Annotated in this window: 15 protein-coding genes, 2 tRNA genes and 1 pseudogene; 9 read left to right on the top strand and 9 right to left on the bottom strand. The window is 67.0% G+C overall.

What is annotated here, in order from left to right:
* Positions 1-19 precede the first annotated feature (19 nt).
* A complete protein-coding gene (locus OG430_RS42355) occupies positions 20-229 on the top strand; it encodes a hypothetical protein (RefSeq protein ID WP_327357987.1) in 210 nt (69 codons plus the stop codon).
* Between the two features lie 7 nt (positions 230-236).
* Positions 237-1,055 carry a serine protease gene (locus OG430_RS42350; RefSeq protein WP_327357986.1) on the top strand — a complete coding sequence of 273 codons (819 nt, stop codon included), beginning with the start codon at positions 237-239 and terminating at the stop codon, positions 1,053-1,055.
* A gap of 103 nt (positions 1,056-1,158) precedes the next feature.
* On the opposite strand, the gene OG430_RS42345 is transcribed toward OG430_RS42350, so the two are convergent.
* A complete protein-coding gene (locus tag OG430_RS42345) occupies positions 1,159-3,141 on the bottom strand; it encodes a hypothetical protein (protein WP_327357985.1) in 1,983 nt (660 codons plus the stop codon).
* 218 nt (positions 3,142-3,359) lie between these two features.
* Between OG430_RS42345 and OG430_RS42340 the strand changes: the two genes are divergently transcribed.
* From OG430_RS42340 to OG430_RS42320, 5 genes are read left to right on the top strand one after another with little or no spacing between them, the layout of a single operon-like run.
* Positions 3,360-4,709, top strand: a complete 1,350-nt coding sequence (locus OG430_RS42340; RefSeq protein ID WP_327357984.1) for an ABC transporter substrate-binding protein — start codon at positions 3,360-3,362, stop codon at positions 4,707-4,709.
* Positions 4,706-5,632 carry a carbohydrate ABC transporter permease gene (locus tag OG430_RS42335; protein ID WP_327357983.1) on the top strand — a complete coding sequence of 309 codons (927 nt, stop codon included), beginning with the start codon at positions 4,706-4,708 and terminating at the stop codon, positions 5,630-5,632. The genes OG430_RS42340 and OG430_RS42335 overlap by 4 nt, the downstream gene beginning before the upstream one ends.
* Complete coding sequence (locus tag OG430_RS42330) at positions 5,629-6,465, top strand: carbohydrate ABC transporter permease (protein WP_327357982.1); 837 nt, start codon at positions 5,629-5,631, stop codon at positions 6,463-6,465. The genes OG430_RS42335 and OG430_RS42330 overlap by 4 nt, the downstream gene beginning before the upstream one ends.
* Before the next feature lie 2 nt (positions 6,466-6,467).
* Positions 6,468-8,255, top strand: a complete 1,788-nt coding sequence (locus OG430_RS42325; protein WP_327357981.1) for a glycoside hydrolase family 36 protein — start codon at positions 6,468-6,470, stop codon at positions 8,253-8,255.
* The gene (locus OG430_RS42320; protein WP_327357980.1) at positions 8,252-9,253 is read left to right on the top strand and encodes a LacI family DNA-binding transcriptional regulator; all 1,002 of its coding nucleotides are present in this window, start codon (positions 8,252-8,254) and stop codon (positions 9,251-9,253) included. The genes OG430_RS42325 and OG430_RS42320 overlap by 4 nt, the downstream gene beginning before the upstream one ends.
* Positions 9,254-9,328: 75 nt before the next feature.
* Here OG430_RS42320 and OG430_RS42315 read toward each other — a convergent pair whose 3' ends face one another.
* The 7 genes from OG430_RS42315 to OG430_RS49615 form a co-directional block, all read right to left on the bottom strand.
* Positions 9,329-9,469, bottom strand: a complete 141-nt coding sequence (locus OG430_RS42315) for a hypothetical protein (RefSeq protein ID WP_327357979.1) — start codon at positions 9,467-9,469, stop codon at positions 9,329-9,331.
* Between the two features lie 6 nt (positions 9,470-9,475).
* Positions 9,476-10,033 carry a DUF7927 domain-containing protein gene (locus tag OG430_RS42310; protein WP_327357978.1) on the bottom strand — a complete coding sequence of 186 codons (558 nt, stop codon included), beginning with the start codon at positions 10,031-10,033 and terminating at the stop codon, positions 9,476-9,478.
* A 126-nt stretch (positions 10,034-10,159) separates the two neighbouring features.
* Positions 10,160-11,128, bottom strand: a complete 969-nt coding sequence (locus tag OG430_RS42305) for an aldo/keto reductase (protein WP_327357977.1) — start codon at positions 11,126-11,128, stop codon at positions 10,160-10,162.
* 144 nt (positions 11,129-11,272) lie between these two features.
* Positions 11,273-11,346 (bottom strand) — tRNA-Ile (locus OG430_RS42300).
* Positions 11,347-11,368: 22 nt separating this feature from the next.
* A complete protein-coding gene (locus OG430_RS49620) occupies positions 11,369-11,740 on the bottom strand; it encodes a hypothetical protein (protein ID WP_442816654.1) in 372 nt (123 codons plus the stop codon).
* A 1-nt stretch (position 11,741) separates the two neighbouring features.
* Positions 11,742-11,826, bottom strand: a tRNA-Leu gene (locus OG430_RS42295).
* A gap of 58 nt (positions 11,827-11,884) precedes the next feature.
* Complete coding sequence (locus tag OG430_RS49615; RefSeq protein ID WP_442816769.1) at positions 11,885-12,367, bottom strand: WhiB family transcriptional regulator; 483 nt, start codon at positions 12,365-12,367, stop codon at positions 11,885-11,887.
* Positions 12,368-15,153: 2,786 nt separating this feature from the next.
* On the opposite strand from OG430_RS49615, the pseudogene OG430_RS49610 reads away from it, so the two are divergent.
* Positions 15,154-16,063 (top strand): annotated as a pseudogene (locus OG430_RS49610) (IS481 family transposase); the annotation flags it as partial.
* On the top strand, positions 16,046-16,270 hold the full coding sequence (locus OG430_RS42270) for a hypothetical protein (protein ID WP_327357973.1): 225 nt from the start codon (positions 16,046-16,048) through the stop codon (positions 16,268-16,270). The pseudogene OG430_RS49610 and the gene OG430_RS42270, both read left to right, overlap by 18 nt.
* Before the next feature lie 739 nt (positions 16,271-17,009).
* Here OG430_RS42270 and OG430_RS42265 read toward each other — a convergent pair.
* On the bottom strand, positions 17,010-17,396 hold the full coding sequence (locus tag OG430_RS42265; RefSeq protein ID WP_327357972.1) for a hypothetical protein: 387 nt from the start codon (positions 17,394-17,396) through the stop codon (positions 17,010-17,012).
* Positions 17,397-17,494 lie beyond the last annotated feature (98 nt).

Genomic DNA, 17,494 nt, shown 5'->3' with positions numbered 1-17,494 from the left:
TGACCGGCTCAGGGACTCCATGGAGTTTCTTGATCGCCTCTTCAAGGGCCTTGGCGTCGACCTCGATGACCTTGAGGATCTCGCCATAGTCGTGATGACGGACCCCCTTGTAGTGGTTGGCGTGACGCAGGCGATTCTGCTGCCGCCGCGTGCGTCGTCCCGATCGCTGGGTGCCTTTCCGGCCAAGAACGGAGAACGGCGACTCACCTCATCAGCGCCGCTGCCATGATCACCTCATGACTTACAGCAACCCCATAACTACGCTCACCCGCAGGGCAGTTGGCCGACTGCTGACGTCGGTGGGCACTCTGACCGCGGCACTGCTTCTGATCATCACCGCTGCGCCTGCCGCGCACGCGGTCATCGGCGGCTCACCCGCCGTCGCCGGCCAGTTCCCCACCATCGTCAGCGTGCAGAAGAACGGCAAGCACTTCTGCGGCGGCAGCCTCGTCAGAGCCGACTGGGTGCTGACCGCGGCCCAGTGCGTGGACCGGGCCACGCCGAGCCAGTTCAAGGTGACCGGAGGGCTCCTGGGGCTGGGCAACACCGTGCCCGGCGTGACCGAGACCCGCGAGGTCGTCCGGATCGTGAAGCACCAGGGATTCAGCGAGTCCAACGCCGTCGACGACATCGCCCTGATCCAGCTCAAGGCGCCCATGCTCAACCTCACCACCGCCGCCCTGCCCACACAGGGTCAGAAATTCACCGGCAAGGCGACTGTGGCCGGATGGGGAAGTACTTCCCAGCCCACACCAAGGCCCACGTTCCGCCACGGCCCAGCCGCCAGCGCCCTGCGCTACGTTTCCGTTTCGCTCCTCTCCGACCCCGAGTGCAAGCGGCAGAACGGCGCCTCGATCCGGCCCGGGATGATCTGCGCCGGTGATCCGAACGGCGGCAAGGATGCCTGCACCGGCGACGCGGGCGGCCCCCTCGTCCACAACGGCAAACTCGTCGGCATCGTCTCCTGGGGCAACGGCTGCGCCAACCCCGGCACCCCCGGCGTCTACACCGAGACCGCCCGCTACCGCACCTGGATCGACTCCAAGCTCGCCTGACGCCCACCACCGGCAACTGCCCGGCAGAGCAACACTCCCTGGAGCATCGGACGAGCCTCTCCCGCAGCCCCGTCGACGGGGCTGCGGGAGCGAAGTTCTTGCCTCAGCCCACCTCGGCGGTCACCGTCTGCCCGGGCGCCACGGACGGCGTCACATAGCTGTACGTCGCCCCGTCCACGGTCTTCGTCTTCGCCGCACGGGCCTGTCCGTCGACCTTGATGGTGGTGTGCGTGCCGGGGAAGCGCGCCTCCCACGTATAGGCCGCCGCGCCGGACGTGTTGGTGAGCGTGGACTTGGTCGCGCCGTCGTGGCGTACGGAGAAGGTGTTGCCCCCGACCTGCAGGTCGTCGATCTTCAGCCAGTCCATCCCGGCCGGCAGGCGTGACTGCGTGGTCAGGGTGCGGGCCGGTGCGTCGGGCGTGATGCCCATGAGTCCCTCGACGGTCTGGCCGAGGAGGGTGAAGGAGACCTCCGGGTAGTCGCCGTTGGTGCCCTGCTTGGCGTTGACGTGCTGGATGTCCTTCTGGTCGTAGACGTACTTCATCCACTTCCAGGCGGTGCCGGAGCGGTTGTTCTTGAAGAACGTGTCGGGGAGATACGTGATCGCCTCGATGTTGGACGGCTTCCCGGAGCCGCTCGCCTGCTGATCGATGTAGTCGAGGTAGGCCTCGCGGCGGGTGCCGGGGTCGAGGAGCTGCTTCATCGGCATGAACCAGCTGTTCTCCTTGCCCCACCCGGTCAGCGCCCGCCCGTCCGTGGTGTAGCCGCGCACCATCGAGGCGCCCGAACCGGTGCCGCTCCAGGTCGAGTTGAAGTACGCCTTGAGGTCCTTGGCTTTCGTCTCGTACGTTGCCGCGAGGGCGCTGTCGCCCTTGCCGCGGGCGAGCGAGGCCATCGCCAGGTAGGCCTGGTACTGGGAGCCGATCGCGTCGCCGGCCTCGGCGAGCGGCTCGTCGCTCTGCTCGTTGTAACTGGCGGCGCCCTGGAAGATGCCCCGCCCGGTGCCCTCGGCGACCTTCACCGAGCCGTTGTCCTTGATCGAGTCGTGCAGGTCGACGAACTCGTTGGTGGCATGCCGGTAGAAGTCCCACAGTGCGGGGTCGTCCACATAAGCGCGGTCGCCGCTCCAGCGGTACGCCTCGGCCGCCTTCTCGACGAGTTCGAAGGTGGCGGGGACCTCGCGCACGAAGTCGGTGGGGCTCTTGTAGTCGATGGACAGGTAGGTCTTGGCGTCGAAGTTGAGCGCCCACACCGGGTAGTACTTGTGCTCGGCGGTCGCGGAGGCGGCGTAAGAGCGGAGCATCGCCTTGTTCTCTGCGTTGAGTCCGAGCACACCGGCGCCGGACAGCTGGTGGGCCATGTCGCGGGAGTAGTAGCCGCTGCGGTTGGCGTATCCCGCCCAATAGGAGGCGGCGTAGGTGCCCGTGCCGGTGCCGCTGGTGTTGCGTTCGTCGACGTTGAGCGGGCCCTGGGTGCCGGGCAGGTGGACCCAACTGTTGGCCTTGCGCTTGGACCAGTTGAACATCTCGACGATCTTCGGGTCCGAGGAGCTGACCTTGGGGTCGGCCGGGGACGAGGGCGAGACCATGAGGTCGTCGGAGTTGATCCATCCGTCGCCGGACTCGAAGGCGATCTCCAGCTTGTCGCCGGTCTTCAGGGCGATCCGGCTGAGCGTGTGGCGGCGGTAGTTGGCGGCGCTCGGCAGGGTGAGCGAGGCGGCGACGGTGCCGTTGACGCGGGCGACGTACTTGCCGTTCGCGCCGCCGGTCGCGATCCAGGCCGAGACGTCGTACGTGCCCGGTCCGGTCGCCGTCACCGTCTGCGTGACCTTCTTGCCCGCGCCCGCGTCGAGGTAGATCAGCTTGGTGCCGCCGTGCGGGTTGTTCGGGGCGACCCCGGTGCCGGCGGTGAACTGCCAGCCCGTCGCGCCCTGTTCGAAGCCGGGGTTGGCGACCGTCAGCAGCGCGGGGACCGCGGCCTTGTGGGGCTTCGCCGAGGCAGAGCCGCTCAGCGTCAGGGGCGCGAGCGGGACGAGCAGCGCGAGTGCGGACAACAGCGACAGACGTGCGGGACGTGCAGGCCTCATCGGGAACTCCCGGACTGTGGGCGGCGACCGCGGTCCTCACTGACCGGGGCGGGCGGCACGCTAGCAACGCCCTCAGAATGCTTGCAATGGATCCGACAGCATCAATTGCACTGACAGACAGAAAGTTTTCACTCAACTCTTGCAAGTCCCCGAAGGCCGCAGCTAGCGTCCCGTCCCGTCAGCTTCCGCAACGGTGTGCGAGCAGGGTGGGGACAGCCATGGAACTTCAACGTCGCAAGGTGCTGCAGATGGGCGGCGCGCTCGCCGCCGCGGGCGCCGGGCTCACCGGCCTGACCGCCTGCTCGGGCACGGGCGACGCCGGTGCCTCCGGCTCGGCGGGCGCCAAGGACAAGGGCTCGATCACCGTCTGGTCCTGGCAGGGGCCGGCGGCCGAGATGAAGGCCCTCGTACCGGAGTTCAACACCAAGTACCCCGACATCAAGGTCACCGTCGAGGACATCGGCAACCCTGCGATCTGGGACAAGATCACCACGGCGATGGCGGCGGGCGGCGACGGCCTTGCCGACGTCCTGCACATCGGCGTCGACTACCTGCCGGGCTACGCGGAGAAGTTCCCTAACGGCCTGGCCGACCTCGGCGAGCTCGGCGCCACCCGCCACAAGGACGCCTTCGCACAGGGTATGTGGCAGACGGTCTCCCCCAAGGGCTCGAAGGTCAACGCCCTTCCCTGGGAGGCGAATTCGGGGGGCTTCTACTACCGCACCGATGTCTTCGAAGACGCCGGGATCGACGCCGGTTCGCTCCAGACCTGGGACGAGACCATCGAGGCCGGCAAGGAGATCAAGAAGAAGACCGGCAAGTTCCTGCTCGGCATCGACAAGCCCGCCTCACAGGCCGACGCCGCCAATTTCTTCCAGATGCTGCTCCAGCTGCAGGGCGCCTTCTACTTCAATCTCGACGGCGAGATCACGCTTGACTCTCCCGAGGCCGTGAAGGCCATGACGATCATCAAGAAGATGAACGACGCCGACCTGGTCAGCGATCTGTCCGGCGGCTGGAACGCCCTGATCAGCTCCATCAAGAAGGGCACCGCGGCCGTGCTGCCCTGGCCGACCTGGTTCGGCGGCATCATCGAGGAGACCGTGCCCGACGAGGCCGGCAAGTGGGGCGTGCGTCTTCCCCCGGCCGTCCGCCGGGGCGGATCGCAGGCCGCGACCGTGAACTCCACCCATCTCGCAGTCGCAGGGAGCAGCAAGAATCAGGCCGCCGCGTGGAGCTTCATCGAGTACGTCCTGACCCGCCCGGCCTCCCAGGTGAAGATCTACAAGGGCAAGGGCATCGCCCCGGCCCTGATGAAGGCGTACGACGACGCGGTCTTCCATGAGCCGTCGAAGTTCTTCAGCGGCCAGAAGAAGGGTGAGATCTTCCTCGAGGCGCTCAAGGCGCCCCAGTCGGCCTTCAACTACACCTCCGACTACGCCCGTGCGCTCAAGCTCGTCACCGACGCCCAGTCGAAGGTCCTGCTCAAGGGCGCCGACCCGGCCAAGGTCCTGGCCGACGCCGCCGACCAGCTCGGCAAGCAGACCGGACGCAAGGTCGTGCGATGACCGCCACGCTCGTCCGCAAGCAGGCACCGCCCGGCGCCCCGGCCAAGCAACCGGCAAGGCGGACCGGAAGGCGCCGCAATCTCGCCCCGTACCTCTTCATCCTGCCCGCGCTGCTGCTCTTCGCGGCGTTCAAGCTGTACCCCATCGCCTGGTCCTTCGTCCTCAGCCTCTACAAGACGATCGACGGGGTCGACACCTTCGTCGGCGGCGACAACTACACCCGCCTCCTCGACGATCCGCTCTTCTGGACGGCCCTGAAGAACACCGGGATCATCCTGGCGGTCCAGGTCCCGGTGATGCTGGCCCTCGCCACCGGTCTCGCGGTCGCCCTCAACTCGACGCTGCTGCGCGGCCGTTCCGTCTTCCGGCTCGGCTTCTTCATGCCGATGGTGACCGGCCTGGTGGCGTACGGGATCATCTTCTCCGTCCTCCTCAACAAGGAGTACGGTCTGGTCAACTGGCTGCTCTCGCTGGTGGGCCTGGACGGCGTGCCGTGGCTGACCGACCCGCTGTGGGCAAAGATCTCCCTCGGTCTCGCGCTGACCTGGCACTACACCGGCTACAACGCGGTGATCCTGCTCGCCCGTCTGCAGACCATACCCGGTGAGCTGTACGACGCGGCGGCGGTGGACGGCGCGGGCGCCTGGAAGTCCTTCCGGCACGTGACCCTGCCGGGCCTGCGCCCCGCACTGCTGCTGACGACGGTGCTCTCCACGATCGGCACCCTGCAGATCTTCGACGAGCCGTACATCCTCACCGGCGGCGGCCCCGACAACGCCACTCTCACGATCGGCGTGTACCTGTACCAGAACGCCTTCAAATACTTCGACTTCGGCTACGCCTCGGCCATCGCCTACGCGCTCGCCGTACTGATCGGCATCCTCGGAGTGATCCAGTTCAAGGTGCTGGGAGACAAGTCATGAGCACGGTCCACCCCCGCACCAGGGGCCGGGGCATCCTGCTGACCTCGGGCCTCGCCATCGTGCTCGCCGCCGTCGCGCTGCCCTTCTACTGGCTGGTGATCGCCGCCACCCACAGCTCCGAGGACATCTTCGACAGTCCGCCGCCGATGCTGCCCGGCGGACATCTCATGGACAACCTGGACAGCCTGCAGACCTCCGCGCAGTTCGGCCAGGTGGTCGTCAACTCCCTGCTCATCGCGGTGATTTACACGGTGTGCGCCGGGGCAGTGTGCACCCTCGCCGGATACGGCTTCGCCAAGTTCCGCTTCCGGGGCCGGGAGGGTCTGTTCGGGCTGTTGATGCTGGGTCTGGTCATCCCCGCCCAGGTCACCCTGGTACCGCTGTTCAAGATGATGGCGGAGTTGGAGTGGCTCAACACCTATCAGGCCGTGATCATGCCGAATCTGGCGCTGCCCTTCGGGATTTTCCTGATGCGTCAGTCGATGGCCGCGCTCCCCGACGAACTGCTCGACTCGGCCCGGATGGACGGCTGCGGCGAGCTGCGGCTGTTCATCAAGGTCGTCCTGCCACCGATGAAACCGGCCCTCGCCGCCCTGGCCATCTTCCTGTTCCTCTTCCAGTGGAACGACTTCATCTGGCCGCTGATCGTCCTGCGCGACGGCGCATCCTTCACCATCCCGGTCGCCCTGGCCTCCCTGCAGGGCGTGGACAACACCGACTACGGCGCGATCCTCGCCGGTACCGCCATCGCCGCCATCCCGATGGCACTCGTCTTCCTGGCGCTGCAGCGCCACTTCGTCTCCGGCCTGCTCGCCGGCGCGGTGAAGGAGTGACTGTGCACACGCTCATCGACGACGCCCCCGAGGCCGTCACCACGGCAGGTCTCGCACCGGCCCCCTTCGAGCCGCTCCTGGACGGCGTACGCATCGCCGTGGTCGCCCCGGACGCCTCCTGGCAGCTGGGCGAACCGCACGACGGCGTAAGGATGTTGACCGTACGTTGCCCGGGCGCGCCCCTCGAGATCCGGCTGTCCGTCCCGCTCGGCGACGCCGCCGGGTACTGGCATCCACAGGGCGGCTGGCAGCGCACCCTGCTCGCCGACTGGGCCGGCCGCTCCGAGGTCTCCCTGGTGGACGCGGCGGCCGCCGGGTGCCTCTACGACCACACGGGGGCCACGCTGTTGACCTTCGCGGCGGCCGACCCGGTGCGGGAGGCGTCGCTGCGGTTCGGGGTGTCCGAGGAGAGCGACACCCATGTCGTGCACCTGAGGCTGCCCGCCTCGAAGGAGCCGCACGAGATCGCCTTCGTGCCCCGCGCCGCCTCGGTGGCATCGGCGCTGCGCGTGCTGCGCGGCTGGTTCGCGGAGCGGATCGTCCCGATGCCGGTGCCCGAAGCCGCGCGTACGCCCGTCTACTCCACCTGGTACGCCTTCAACCAGAACGTGTCCGCCACCGAGGTCGAAACCCAGGCCACGCTCGCGGCCCGGCTCGGCTGCGGGGTGCTCATCCTCGACGACGGCTGGCAGGAGCTCGGCAGCGGCCGGGGCTACGCCGGGTGCGGGGACTGGCGGCCCGACCGGGCCAAGTTCCCCGACTTCACCGCACATGTGGAGCGCGTACAGGAAACGGGTCTGCGCTATGTGGCGTGGATCGCGCCGCTGCTGCTCGGGCCGAGCGCCGCCTGCTTCGACCGGCTCGCCTCCTGTGCGCCCGCACCGGCCGGCGCTCCGGGAGCGTACGTCCTCGATCCCCGGCTGCCCCAAGTACGCGCCCACGTCGTGGAGTTGTGCACCCGCCTCGTCGCCGAGCACGGGCTCGACGGGCTCAAGGTGGACTTCCTGGACGAGGTGATGGTGTACGCGGGGAGCCCCGAGTGCCCCGCGGGGGCCGACATCCCCGATGTGGGCCTCGCGATGACCGCGCTGCTCACCGAGCTCCGCGCGGCACTGGAATCCGTACGGCCAGAGGTTCTCCTCGAACTGCGACAGCCCTACACCGGGCCAGGGATGGCCCCGTTCGGCAATATGCTGCGCTCCTTCGACTGCCCGGCCGACGCCACCGCCAACCGGGTCCGCACCCTGGACACCTCACTGCTCGCAGTGGGCGGGGCCGTCCACTCTGACATGCTCCTGTGGGACCGCGACGCCCCGGTCGAAGCGGTCGCAAGGCAGCTCATCGGTGCGCTGCACTGCGTCCCGCAGATCTCCGTACGTCTCGACGAACTCTCCGAATCCCACCTGAGGACGGTGGAGTTCTGGCTGCGGCAGTGGAGCGCGCACCGGGAGCTACTCCTGGACGGCGAGGTGGAACCAGGCCGTCCGGACGAGCTGTTCACCGTGGTGCGGGCGGCCGCCGCAGGCCAGGCGCTGATCAGTGTGCACAGCGACCGGGTCGTCCCCCTCGATCTTGCCGCCCACCAGCGGTTCACCCTGGTCAACGGCTCCCCCACGGACCGGATCGCGGTCGAGGTCAGAGGCGGTGAGGGCTGGACGCAAAGCCTGGTCCACGGCCCCGACGGCCGTATGATCGAGGGCCCGCTGCACTTCCTGCACGAGGGACTGCAGTCGCTGCCCGTGCCGCGCGGAGGACTGATCTCGCTCACCGTCTCGGAAGGACCACGATGAAGGTCGGCATCACCGAGGTCGCAGTGCGGGCCCAGGTCAGTGAGGCAACCGTCAGCCGGGTCATCAACCGGCGCCAGGGCGTGGCCAAGAAGACCAGGGACGCCGTCGAGCAGGCCATGACCGAACTCGGCTACGAACGGCCCACCCAGGGCCAACTCGTCGCCGTCGTCACAGAGTTCGTGTCCAACCCCTTCTTCGCGGACGTCGCCGAGCGCATTGAGTCCGCGCTAGCACCGCACGGCCTCAAAACAGTCCTCTGCCCCGCCTTCCCCGGCGGCGTACAGGAACGCGACTTCATCAACTCCCTCGTGGACAAGGGCGTCGCCGCCGTCGTCTTCCTGTCCGCGTCCAACACCATCGAAGGCGCCGACACGGAGACGTACGAAATCCTGCGCGCCCGGCGCATTCCGTACGTGGGCATCAACGGCGAGTTCACGGACGGCGTGCCCGCCCCCGTCTACTCGACCGACGACGCCCTCGCCGCCGAACTGGCCGTCGACCACCTGTACCGCCTGGGCCACCGCACCATCGGCATGGCCTCGGGCCCGGCCGGCAACCACCCCGCCGACCGGCGCGTCCAAGGTTTCCTCACCTCGATGGCCAAGCGCGGCGTCGAGGACGCCGAACGCCTGGTGATCCGGCAGTCCTACACCGTGGAGGGCGGCCAGGCGGCGGCCGGCACCCTGCTCGGCCTCGGCGCCACAGCGATCGTCGCGGCCAGCGACTACATGGCGCTCGGCGCGATCCGGGGCATCCGGCGCCTCGGCCGCTCGGTCCCGGACGAGGTCTCGGTCGTGGGCTACGACGGCACGATGATCACGGAGTTCACCGATCCCCCGCTGACCACGGTCCGCCAGCCCGCCGACCGCCTCGCCCTGGAGGCCGGCCGGAGCGTCCTCGCCCTCGTCGGCAATCGCGACGTGCCCACCGGCGAGCTGCTCTTCGATCCGGAACTGGTCATCCGCTCGACGACGGGGCCGGTACCGGAAGTGGCCTGACGTGACCGCTCGATGCGGGCAGCCCGCCCACCCTGGGAGACGGTGGACGGGCTGCCTTCGTGGAGGTGCGAAGCGTTACTTCTTCTTGCCTCCACCGGGACGGTTGGTCAGGGTGATGTCGAGTTCGCCGGTGCGCTCCGAGACCGTGCGCGGTCCGTGGATCGCCGCCGCGCCACGGGGCAGGACGTAGCCCTCGGGGACAGCGGTCTCCCGCACGTAGAACTACCCGTTGCCGGTAGCGTAGAAGGTACACGTCTCCTTGAGATCGGTGGCGCAGCCGGTACCGATCCGGATGTCGGCGTTCTTGCCCGAATACTGCAGTCCGGCCTTGCCGCTGGACTCACGCCACAGTTCGAACACCGCGCCGTGCAGTCGGGCACCTGTCCTGGCGTCCTTCTTGATCACGGTGATCTTCTTCGTGACGGGCGTCGTGGTGGTGCAGTTCTTGTCGATGACCCCGGCCGCGCGGTTCATCGGCACCGGACAATTGGTGTTGCTGGAGCTGGTGATGACGTTGGTGAGTTTCCTGTCACCGGCCGGGCGGACGGCTGCCTTCACCGGGTAAGTGACCGTGACAGTCTTGCCCGCGGCGACGTCACCGGTCCGACTCAGCTTCGGCTTCTTGTAGGCGACCTTGCCGGAGCTGGCCTTGGCGTCCTTGTTGTAGGTGCCGTCGTCGAGGACCTTGGTGAGGTCATCGTTGAAGTCGGCTCCAGCGTAGTCGGTGGAGCCCGGGTTGCGCAGGGTCACGGTGTAGGTGACCTTGCCGCCGGGTGCCACCTGCCGGGGAAAGCCGTCTTGTTGACCATGAGCCGCGGCTCCTCACCACAGGTGAGCCCCCGACGCACGGAGATCCCCCGGGCGAGGAGGCTCCGTTCCCTGCCGACCGCCAACGCGAACTGCGGATTAGGCCCCGCGCACTCCCCCCTCAACCCCCGCGACGCCCAGCGCGTCCGCAATGAGCACCAGTTCCCCCGGGGTGAGGTCCCCCCGCTCCACAGCCGCCCGATTCTCTTCCAAGTGGATGGCTGTGGATGCCCCGCTAAGCACGGTGGTGACTCGTGTGTCGTGCAGCAGCCACGACAGGGCCAATTGCGGCAGGGACTGGCCACGCGTCTGCGCAATGTCAGCCAGCATCTCGACCGCCTCGTCCTGAGAGGTGATGACAGGGAACGTAGGCGAGGTACTTACAAGGGCTCCGTGGGCGAGTGGCGCCCCAGCCACCAGCCCTACGCCATGCTGAGTGAGCACGTCAAGGAGGCCTTCGGTCACCCACTGGTTGAGCAGGGAGTACGAGGCCTGGCACACGGCCGGTGGGGATCCGAGGTCCGCGAGGATGGCGGCGGCCCTGTTCAAGGTGGCGGGAGCGTACCCGGATAGTCCCACGTACAGGGCCTTGCCCTCATGAACCGCCGTGGCCAAAGCCTCCATGGTTTCCTCGAGTGGGACCCGGGGATCAGGGCGGTGAGCGTAGTAGATGTCGACGTACTCCAGGCCGGTGCGGCGCAGGGTGGCGTCGAGGGAGGCGCGCATGTGCTTGCGCGAGCCAAACCCCGTGAGCGCGGCGAGGGACGGGCTGACGGAGACGATGAGCTCGTCGCGCCAGGGCCGCAGGCCAGCCAGGACCCGGCCAAAGTTCTTCTCAGCAGCACCCTGCGGGGGGCCGTACTGGGGAGCAAGGTCAAAGTGGGTGATGCCTCGATCGAAGGCGTGGTGGATCAGCGCCGTGTGGTTCTGGAACGGAGAATTGTCGCCGAGGCTGCGGGACAAGGCTAGCGAGAGCGCCGGCAGGTGTAAGCCACTGCGACCGCAGCGGCGGTGCGGCATGTGGGCGTGACGGTCAGGGGCCGGGGTGTGGGGGGTGAACGTTGTCATCGCGCTTCCTCACGATTCAGGTCATGGGACTCGGCCTTGGGGCTTGGAGCTTGGATCGGAGACTTGGGGCCTCGGCCAAAGGAACCGGGACCTGGTATCGCCGCATCAACTTCGCTGCTTGCCAGGAAAGTTGATGCGAGGCGGTGGGGCGTGCGGGACTTGAACCCGCGACCGGAGGATTATGAGTCCCCTGCTCTGACCAGCTGAGCTAACGCCCCATGTCTCGTTCCGTAGATGGCGTCACGTGCGGTGCAGGCGAATGGGTGGCCAGCGAATACTCTCGGGGCCGGCGGCTGTGGTGTAGTGGGCCAGCGTGACACCGCTACGGGCCAGCGCTCGTTGACATCTCGGGCAGGGACGAGCCATGCGCGGGGTGCCGGCGGAGCCAACTCGGGCCACGTACGCCGTGGCACCCCTGGGGTTAGCTGCCTTACGGAGGAGAACTTCCTCTGCGTGGAAGGTCGCGTGTCGGAAATCGGTCGCGGGATGATTTCTGGGGCGGTTGTACGCGTGGGCAAGGACCCTGCCTCCGCGCACGAGCACTGCTCCGACGCGGTAGTGGCAGGACGATTTTGCGGCGCACTTCAGCGCGAGTTCTAGGTAGGAGATCACGTGAGCGAGGTGGGAGTCGAACCCACAAGTCCCCTGAGGGACAGCGGAGTTTAAGTCCGCCGCGTTTTCCGTTTCGCCACTCGCCCGGAGCCAGCACCGTCGCACTTCAGAGGAGAACGGAACCGGCCGTGGAGCATAAGGCCATCATTGGTGGCAGTCCCAGACTGCACTGGTACGCGAGGCTGGTGGGCCCTCGTCCGGCGCGAACCGGGAGCAGCCTTCGCGGGTTGAACCACACCCGAACCGCGCACCGTGGAATCGTAGGTCCCTTGCCGGACTTCGACCTGGGGCGGGGGGCACGCCCTTCGGGCTCTTCGTGCGGGGGTGCCGCTGGCCGGCCCGCTGGACGTCCCGTGCGTGTATGAGGGCTGCATGCCAGGACGCCGTCTTCGGGTGACGCTCGATAAGGCGGGCGCGCCATTTGGCACTTGTGCCGCCGAAGAGGCCGAACGGTATGCGCTCATCCAGTGCATAGGCCAAGCACTCTGTGCTGACCGGGCAACGGTTGCACAGCTTTCGGGCCTTTCCTTCTGCCGCCGTATTCAACGTGAAGAAGAGTTCAGTATCGGCACCCTCGCAGGCTGCGGACAGAATCCACCTGCGATCACTACTGTTTCCGGATATCACTGGCTCCACAGCAACTCCCAGGTCTTTTCCGTGGGGATTCCGTCTGCTTGAGCGCCCCTCAGTCCGTGGTCCAACTGGAAGCACGTACAAGCGTGGCGAATGTGCTCGTCCCAACAGCGCGCTTCGTCCACGTAGTCGTGCCACTCAGCGGTCTTGTCCGGCAGCCGGCCGTATCGGGCTGTGCGCTGGGCCGTAAGATATCCATGAGCGACCAGTCGCAGCCGGACCATAAGAATCCATACATTGGCGTGGTCGTCCCCAAAGATGTCTCTACCGGGGAAGCCCGGGGGCGCCGCCGTTCTGGACGTCCAGGACACGCTGGGGTGCGATGGGTGGTGGACGTCTTTGCCTTCGCCGTTGACCAGCACGTCCCAAGTCGCCCGGTTCATACGGCCACCAGCTCTGCGCCCACGCCAGCCCTGGGCGCGCTGGAAGAGCGCACACGCCTCCCGGTCGTCCTCACTCCACCCCTGCACGAGCACTGGATGATGCGAAGGCGCATACGCGCCTCTGTCAACCAGCATGGAACGCACACAGGCGGTGTATGCATTGTCCGAACCTGCGGTAAAGAAGCAGCGTCCGGGGAATACAGTGAGGTCAGGGAGAGTGGGACGGGCGGCTCTTACCACCGTCACTCCCTGTCGATGACGCGGCCAGATGCGGCCGGCCAGAGTCGCGGTACGTGCGAGGAACATCATTGGAGCACTCCTGAGAGGCAGGAGGGGCGTCGGCCTTGGGAGGTATCGGGCGCCCGGGATGGATGGGCTCGAAAGACGGGCCTTAAGCAGAGTCGCCATATGGCGTGTCGGGCGGCGAGGGTGTTCTCCGCGGCCGATCACCGCGGATTGCCGGCGAGCCGCTCGCTCAGCGCGGTCCGGATGCGCGAGTCGAGCCCAGCCACGAACATGACCATGTCCCAGCGCTCGATGGCGCGCACCTCCGGCTCGCTCCAACTCTCGGCGGCCTGCAGCCTGGCCGCATGCTCGAAGGCCAGCAGGGCGGGGCCCCGGGGGCTGTTCTCGGACCCAACGGCGTAGCTCCAAGGGCCACAGCCGTACGCACTGGCCGAGGAAGTAGCGTCGCACCGACATACGTCCTGACCGCCAGCCTGTACCTGCCAGGGCGCGGCGACGCAAGCGACGAAGGGCCAGAGCGGTCACCATGCCAATCGAATCCGCCAACTCCTGGCGGCTGTGGGCCTTGGTGGGCGGCAGCGGCGCGGCACGGCCGGTCAGCCGACGCACTCGGGCGGCGATGGTTCCGCCGTCGGCCGAGACCCATAGGGCGCCCAGCGCGTGCCGGGCGAGGTCCTCTTCAACCTCGGCCCATTGGTGCGCCTGGTCGGCGCCACGGTAGAGCAGGTCAGATACGTGCTGGTCCAACCCCGAGGAGCAGGGGCGGAAACTGGTACGGATGGCCGGACGCCATAAGGGGACTGCGCCTGATGCGCACTCAGTGAGGCTGGCAGGTTCCCTGCTGCGGTGGGTCCGCACACGACGGTTCCCGGGCTTCACCTGGGTCGAGGGCCCGCCCGACTGGGCGCGCTTCCCGCATCGCGAACAAGGATTACACAGGGGCATGGAAATCCTCCTCTAAAGGGGTACGCGCCTTCGGTGTTGGCCGGGGCGGCGTGTTCCAAGAACAGCACAGTTATCGCCGCGCATGCGAGTAACTGATTGCACCTCAGAAATGAGCGTTATCGTACTCCGAATCTCAACTCCAGCTACTTTTAACGACGTTGAATTAACTCGCGGGCCCTTATGTCCTCCTCGGTAAACGGAAACCCTGAGCCGACTGAGGTAGCGAGACCCATAGGGAAACTTCCGCCAGTCATCACCGACGGGACAGATTGGTTGGCCGTACGCTTGGCTGGTTGCCCGTGTGCAACCAGCCGCAGGGCCCTCCCTCGGCTCACGCATCACACCGAAGAGCGCCGATCGAGTGGACTGCCCTCGAATTGCTCGCCCACGGCTACTGCGGCATCCAAGGATTCCTATAGGTCCGCGTGAAGCACATGCGCGGCGAATACAGAGGTGCAGTACTGGGCGTCGCCCACGACTCCCAACTGCCCGCTCAGAACCCTGAGAGTGGAAGGCGGACATCTGATGCTGACAATATGCGTGGCGCTAGTCGCGATTGCGCTGCTCTCCACCCACATCTGGGGTGGCCTGGAATCGGTTGATCTGCCTGCCGCTGCTATAGGGCGGGTACGGACCGGCTCAGATCGGGTCACCATCGAGATGTCGTACAGGACATGTGGCAGACCTGGCCGCCTCGTCGTCACACTGGTCGATCTGGACCGCCCTCGTGCGAGCGGCTCCGCGGTCGTGTCGGTGAGCGGTGCGGGCAGGATCACGGTGGCCATCGGTGATGGCAGCGGCATTCCAGTCAAGCCCGGCGGGCGCACCGCTGTGTCCGCAGTACTCATCGGCGAGAATGGACGCACACTGGCTCGTGACTCGGTGACCACGTCCGCAGAGTGACCCGCCAGACGCCGACGATTGACCTGCTCATACGCATGGGGTCGGTGGACTGCGTCTGCGGCACTGCCACTCCGTGGAGACCAGGAGGAGTGCACTCACATACGAGTAGGGGTCCGGCACCCGCTGCGCGGCATGCCGGACCCCTACTCGTACACCCACCGAAGCTGTCGAATCACCGACAGGTCCTCCCGTGTCGGTGTGAGGTCTCAGGGCATGCTTCACCGTTTGTGCTCTGGGAACGCTTGACACGTTCGGCTGATTGTCCGTCCATCTCTCACTCAACAAGGCGGCCAGCGTGGTTCGTTGACGTTCGTGGATCCGCAGCAGTTGACCGAGTGCTGGTACCGCGCCGTTCGTGAAGTGCTTGGTAGGTCGCCGGTCGGGCAGGTCGCTGCCGGTACGGCACGTCCCGCCAGGCGCTGCATACCTGGCTGGCGGCGACGGTTTGAGCAGGAGTGCCTGCCCGATCTTGCGGACCGGTCTCGCCGGCCGCGGATCAGCCCTACTCGGTTGCTGGCCGAAGTCGAGCGATGATCTGCCGGCTGCGGCGGCAGCACCCTCGGTGGGGTGCTCGGCGGATCGCCCACGAGCTCGGTGGCCGTGGCCTGGAGTCGGCGCCGTCGCGGGCGACGGTGCACCGGGTGTTGTCCCGCAAACGGCCTGGTGCGTTCCCAGGAACAGCAGCATCCACGCAAGTACCGCCGCTGGCAGCGTGAGGCACTGATGCAGCTGCGGCAGATGGACCTGGTCGGCGGGGTGCCGTTGGCCGACGGGCGGGAGTGCAAGATGGTCACCGGAATCGATGACCACTCCCGGTTCGTGGTGGTCGCCTCCGTAGTGACAGTGCCCAGTGCCCGCGCAGTGTGCTCGGCGTTCACCGCGGCGATGCGCCGGTACGGGGTGCCCTTCGAGGTGCTGACGGGCAACGGCAAGCAGTCCACCGGCCGCCACACGCGCCCGCAGCCGGTGGAGGTGCTGTTCGAGCGGATCTGTCGGGAGAACGGCATTTCCCAGCGGCTGACGAAGCCGCGTTCGCCCACGACCACGGGCAAGATCGAGCGTTTCCACCGGACCCTGCGGGAGGAGTTCCTCGATTATGTGACGCCATTCGAGTCGCTCGTGTCGGCTCAGGAGGCGGTGGACTGACAGCTACAACCATCACCACCCGCACCAGCCCCTCGAGATGGCCACTCCGATGAGCCTGTTCAGACCGACCCGCTCAGACAGGGGTGGCGATGACCTTGACGGCGCGGTGCCGGATCTCGCGATCAATGTGATCGAGCCCCCGGTCCTGCCGCCCCACGGCACGGCGATCGAGTTCGACATCCGGGTCCCGCCCAGCGGAGCCCTCACCCTCATCTCCAACAAGCAGTGCCTCAGAGTCCACCAGGCCCTCGCCGGAAGGACTTTGTCTGTCTAGGCCAACCAGCGCACTATCCACCTCCTCCTGGACGGGCACCGAGTCACCTCCGTCCCTTCACGTCTGCTGCCGGAGGACCTGGCCTACCTGACCATGCGCCACGGCCCCCGGCCCGCAGGGCCCGAGCCCGTCGCTCCGGCTCTTCTCCGGTCGAAGGGGACTGTTGTTCTCGCTGCCGGACAGCCCGTCGAAGTCGACCGGAAAGTGAACCGCGACGGGCTCGTTGCCATCGGCGGCCTCTATCACCAAGTCGAGTTCTCCCTGGCCAGACGCGTGATCGCAGTCCGTCTGGACGGGCACTTGATGCACGCGATCGCCGACAACGCGCTCATGGGCACCTGGCCTTGCCCTGTCCCCGCAGATCAACTCGGCAGACTCCGTCGAGCTCGCACAGCCGCCACACCGCTGCCTCCACCGCCGTTGCCAACCGGGCTGATTCGAGCTCAGCACAAGGTCTATGCCAGCGGCCGGATCATGGTCAATCGCCAGTTCATCAAGCTGGGTCCGCGGCATGCCGGGAGATCGTCACCATCGTCATCGAGCACACCCACTACCGGATCTTCCACGGCGAAGACGAGCTCGCGGTCAGGCCCTTCAAGAACACCGGCCCGATCACTCGCCTCTACGTCAAAGGAATGGGCAAAAAGGAGAAGCGTCAAGCAACTCCTGACGACAAGCCGTCAACCATGTCCTGAGACCAAACGCCGACAGGTCCTCCCGTTGCCGGAGGACATGAAGGTCAAACCCTGTGCTTGTCCATGGGCTCATGCAGGCCCGGCACATAGGCATCAGCGTACGAGTCATGACTCGGCATCAGTGTGTACGCGGTGGCACCAGCCTCCTGTTCAGGCTTCCAGGAAAAGCGGTTGAAGTCTCCAACACGGGCCCAGCAGTCCGAGCGCAGCAGCTGGACAGCGCGGTGGTCGTCCTCCAACGGGTCGACTGGACCCAGGTGCGCCCGCGTAAGGGCCAGGGTGCTGGCGTACAGCTGCGCGGTCCAACTCCCGCTCTCGGGAGCGAGATCACACAGTGCCTTCGAGAGCTCCTGCCGCCCGGTCTCCTGGGTGTCCATCGAGAGGGACCAGTCTCTGTTGGCCTCCTTGGCACCCACTACGGACGTGGCCACCGCCGGCGCTCTCCCTTGCGTGGTAAGCAACGCAGAGAGCGCAGACAGGGCCACAATGCCCATAGCCTTGGCCATGGTGACCAGAACGCGCTTGACGC

It is taken from the genome of Streptomyces sp. NBC_01304, from assembly GCF_035975855.1.
Lineage (GTDB): Bacteria > Actinomycetota > Actinomycetes > Streptomycetales > Streptomycetaceae > Streptomyces.
This window is presented reverse-complemented; position numbering and strand designations above follow the sequence as displayed.

Coding starts and splice junctions, on each gene's coding strand:
- OG430_RS42355 (WP_327357987.1), top strand. CDS start 20: ATGGAGTTTCTTGATCGCCTCTTCAAGGGCCTTGGCGTCGACCTCGAT.
- OG430_RS42350 (WP_327357986.1), top strand. CDS start 237: ATGACTTACAGCAACCCCATAACTACGCTCACCCGCAGGGCAGTTGGC.
- OG430_RS42345 (WP_327357985.1), bottom strand. CDS start 3,141: ATGAGGCCTGCACGTCCCGCACGTCTGTCGCTGTTGTCCGCACTCGCG.
- OG430_RS42340 (WP_327357984.1), top strand. CDS start 3,360: ATGGAACTTCAACGTCGCAAGGTGCTGCAGATGGGCGGCGCGCTCGCC.
- OG430_RS42335 (WP_327357983.1), top strand. CDS start 4,706: ATGACCGCCACGCTCGTCCGCAAGCAGGCACCGCCCGGCGCCCCGGCC.
- OG430_RS42330 (WP_327357982.1), top strand. CDS start 5,629: ATGAGCACGGTCCACCCCCGCACCAGGGGCCGGGGCATCCTGCTGACC.
- OG430_RS42320 (WP_327357980.1), top strand. CDS start 8,252: ATGAAGGTCGGCATCACCGAGGTCGCAGTGCGGGCCCAGGTCAGTGAG.
- OG430_RS42305 (WP_327357977.1), bottom strand. CDS start 11,128: ATGACAACGTTCACCCCCCACACCCCGGCCCCTGACCGTCACGCCCAC.
- OG430_RS42270 (WP_327357973.1), top strand. CDS start 16,046: ATGAGCCTGTTCAGACCGACCCGCTCAGACAGGGGTGGCGATGACCTT.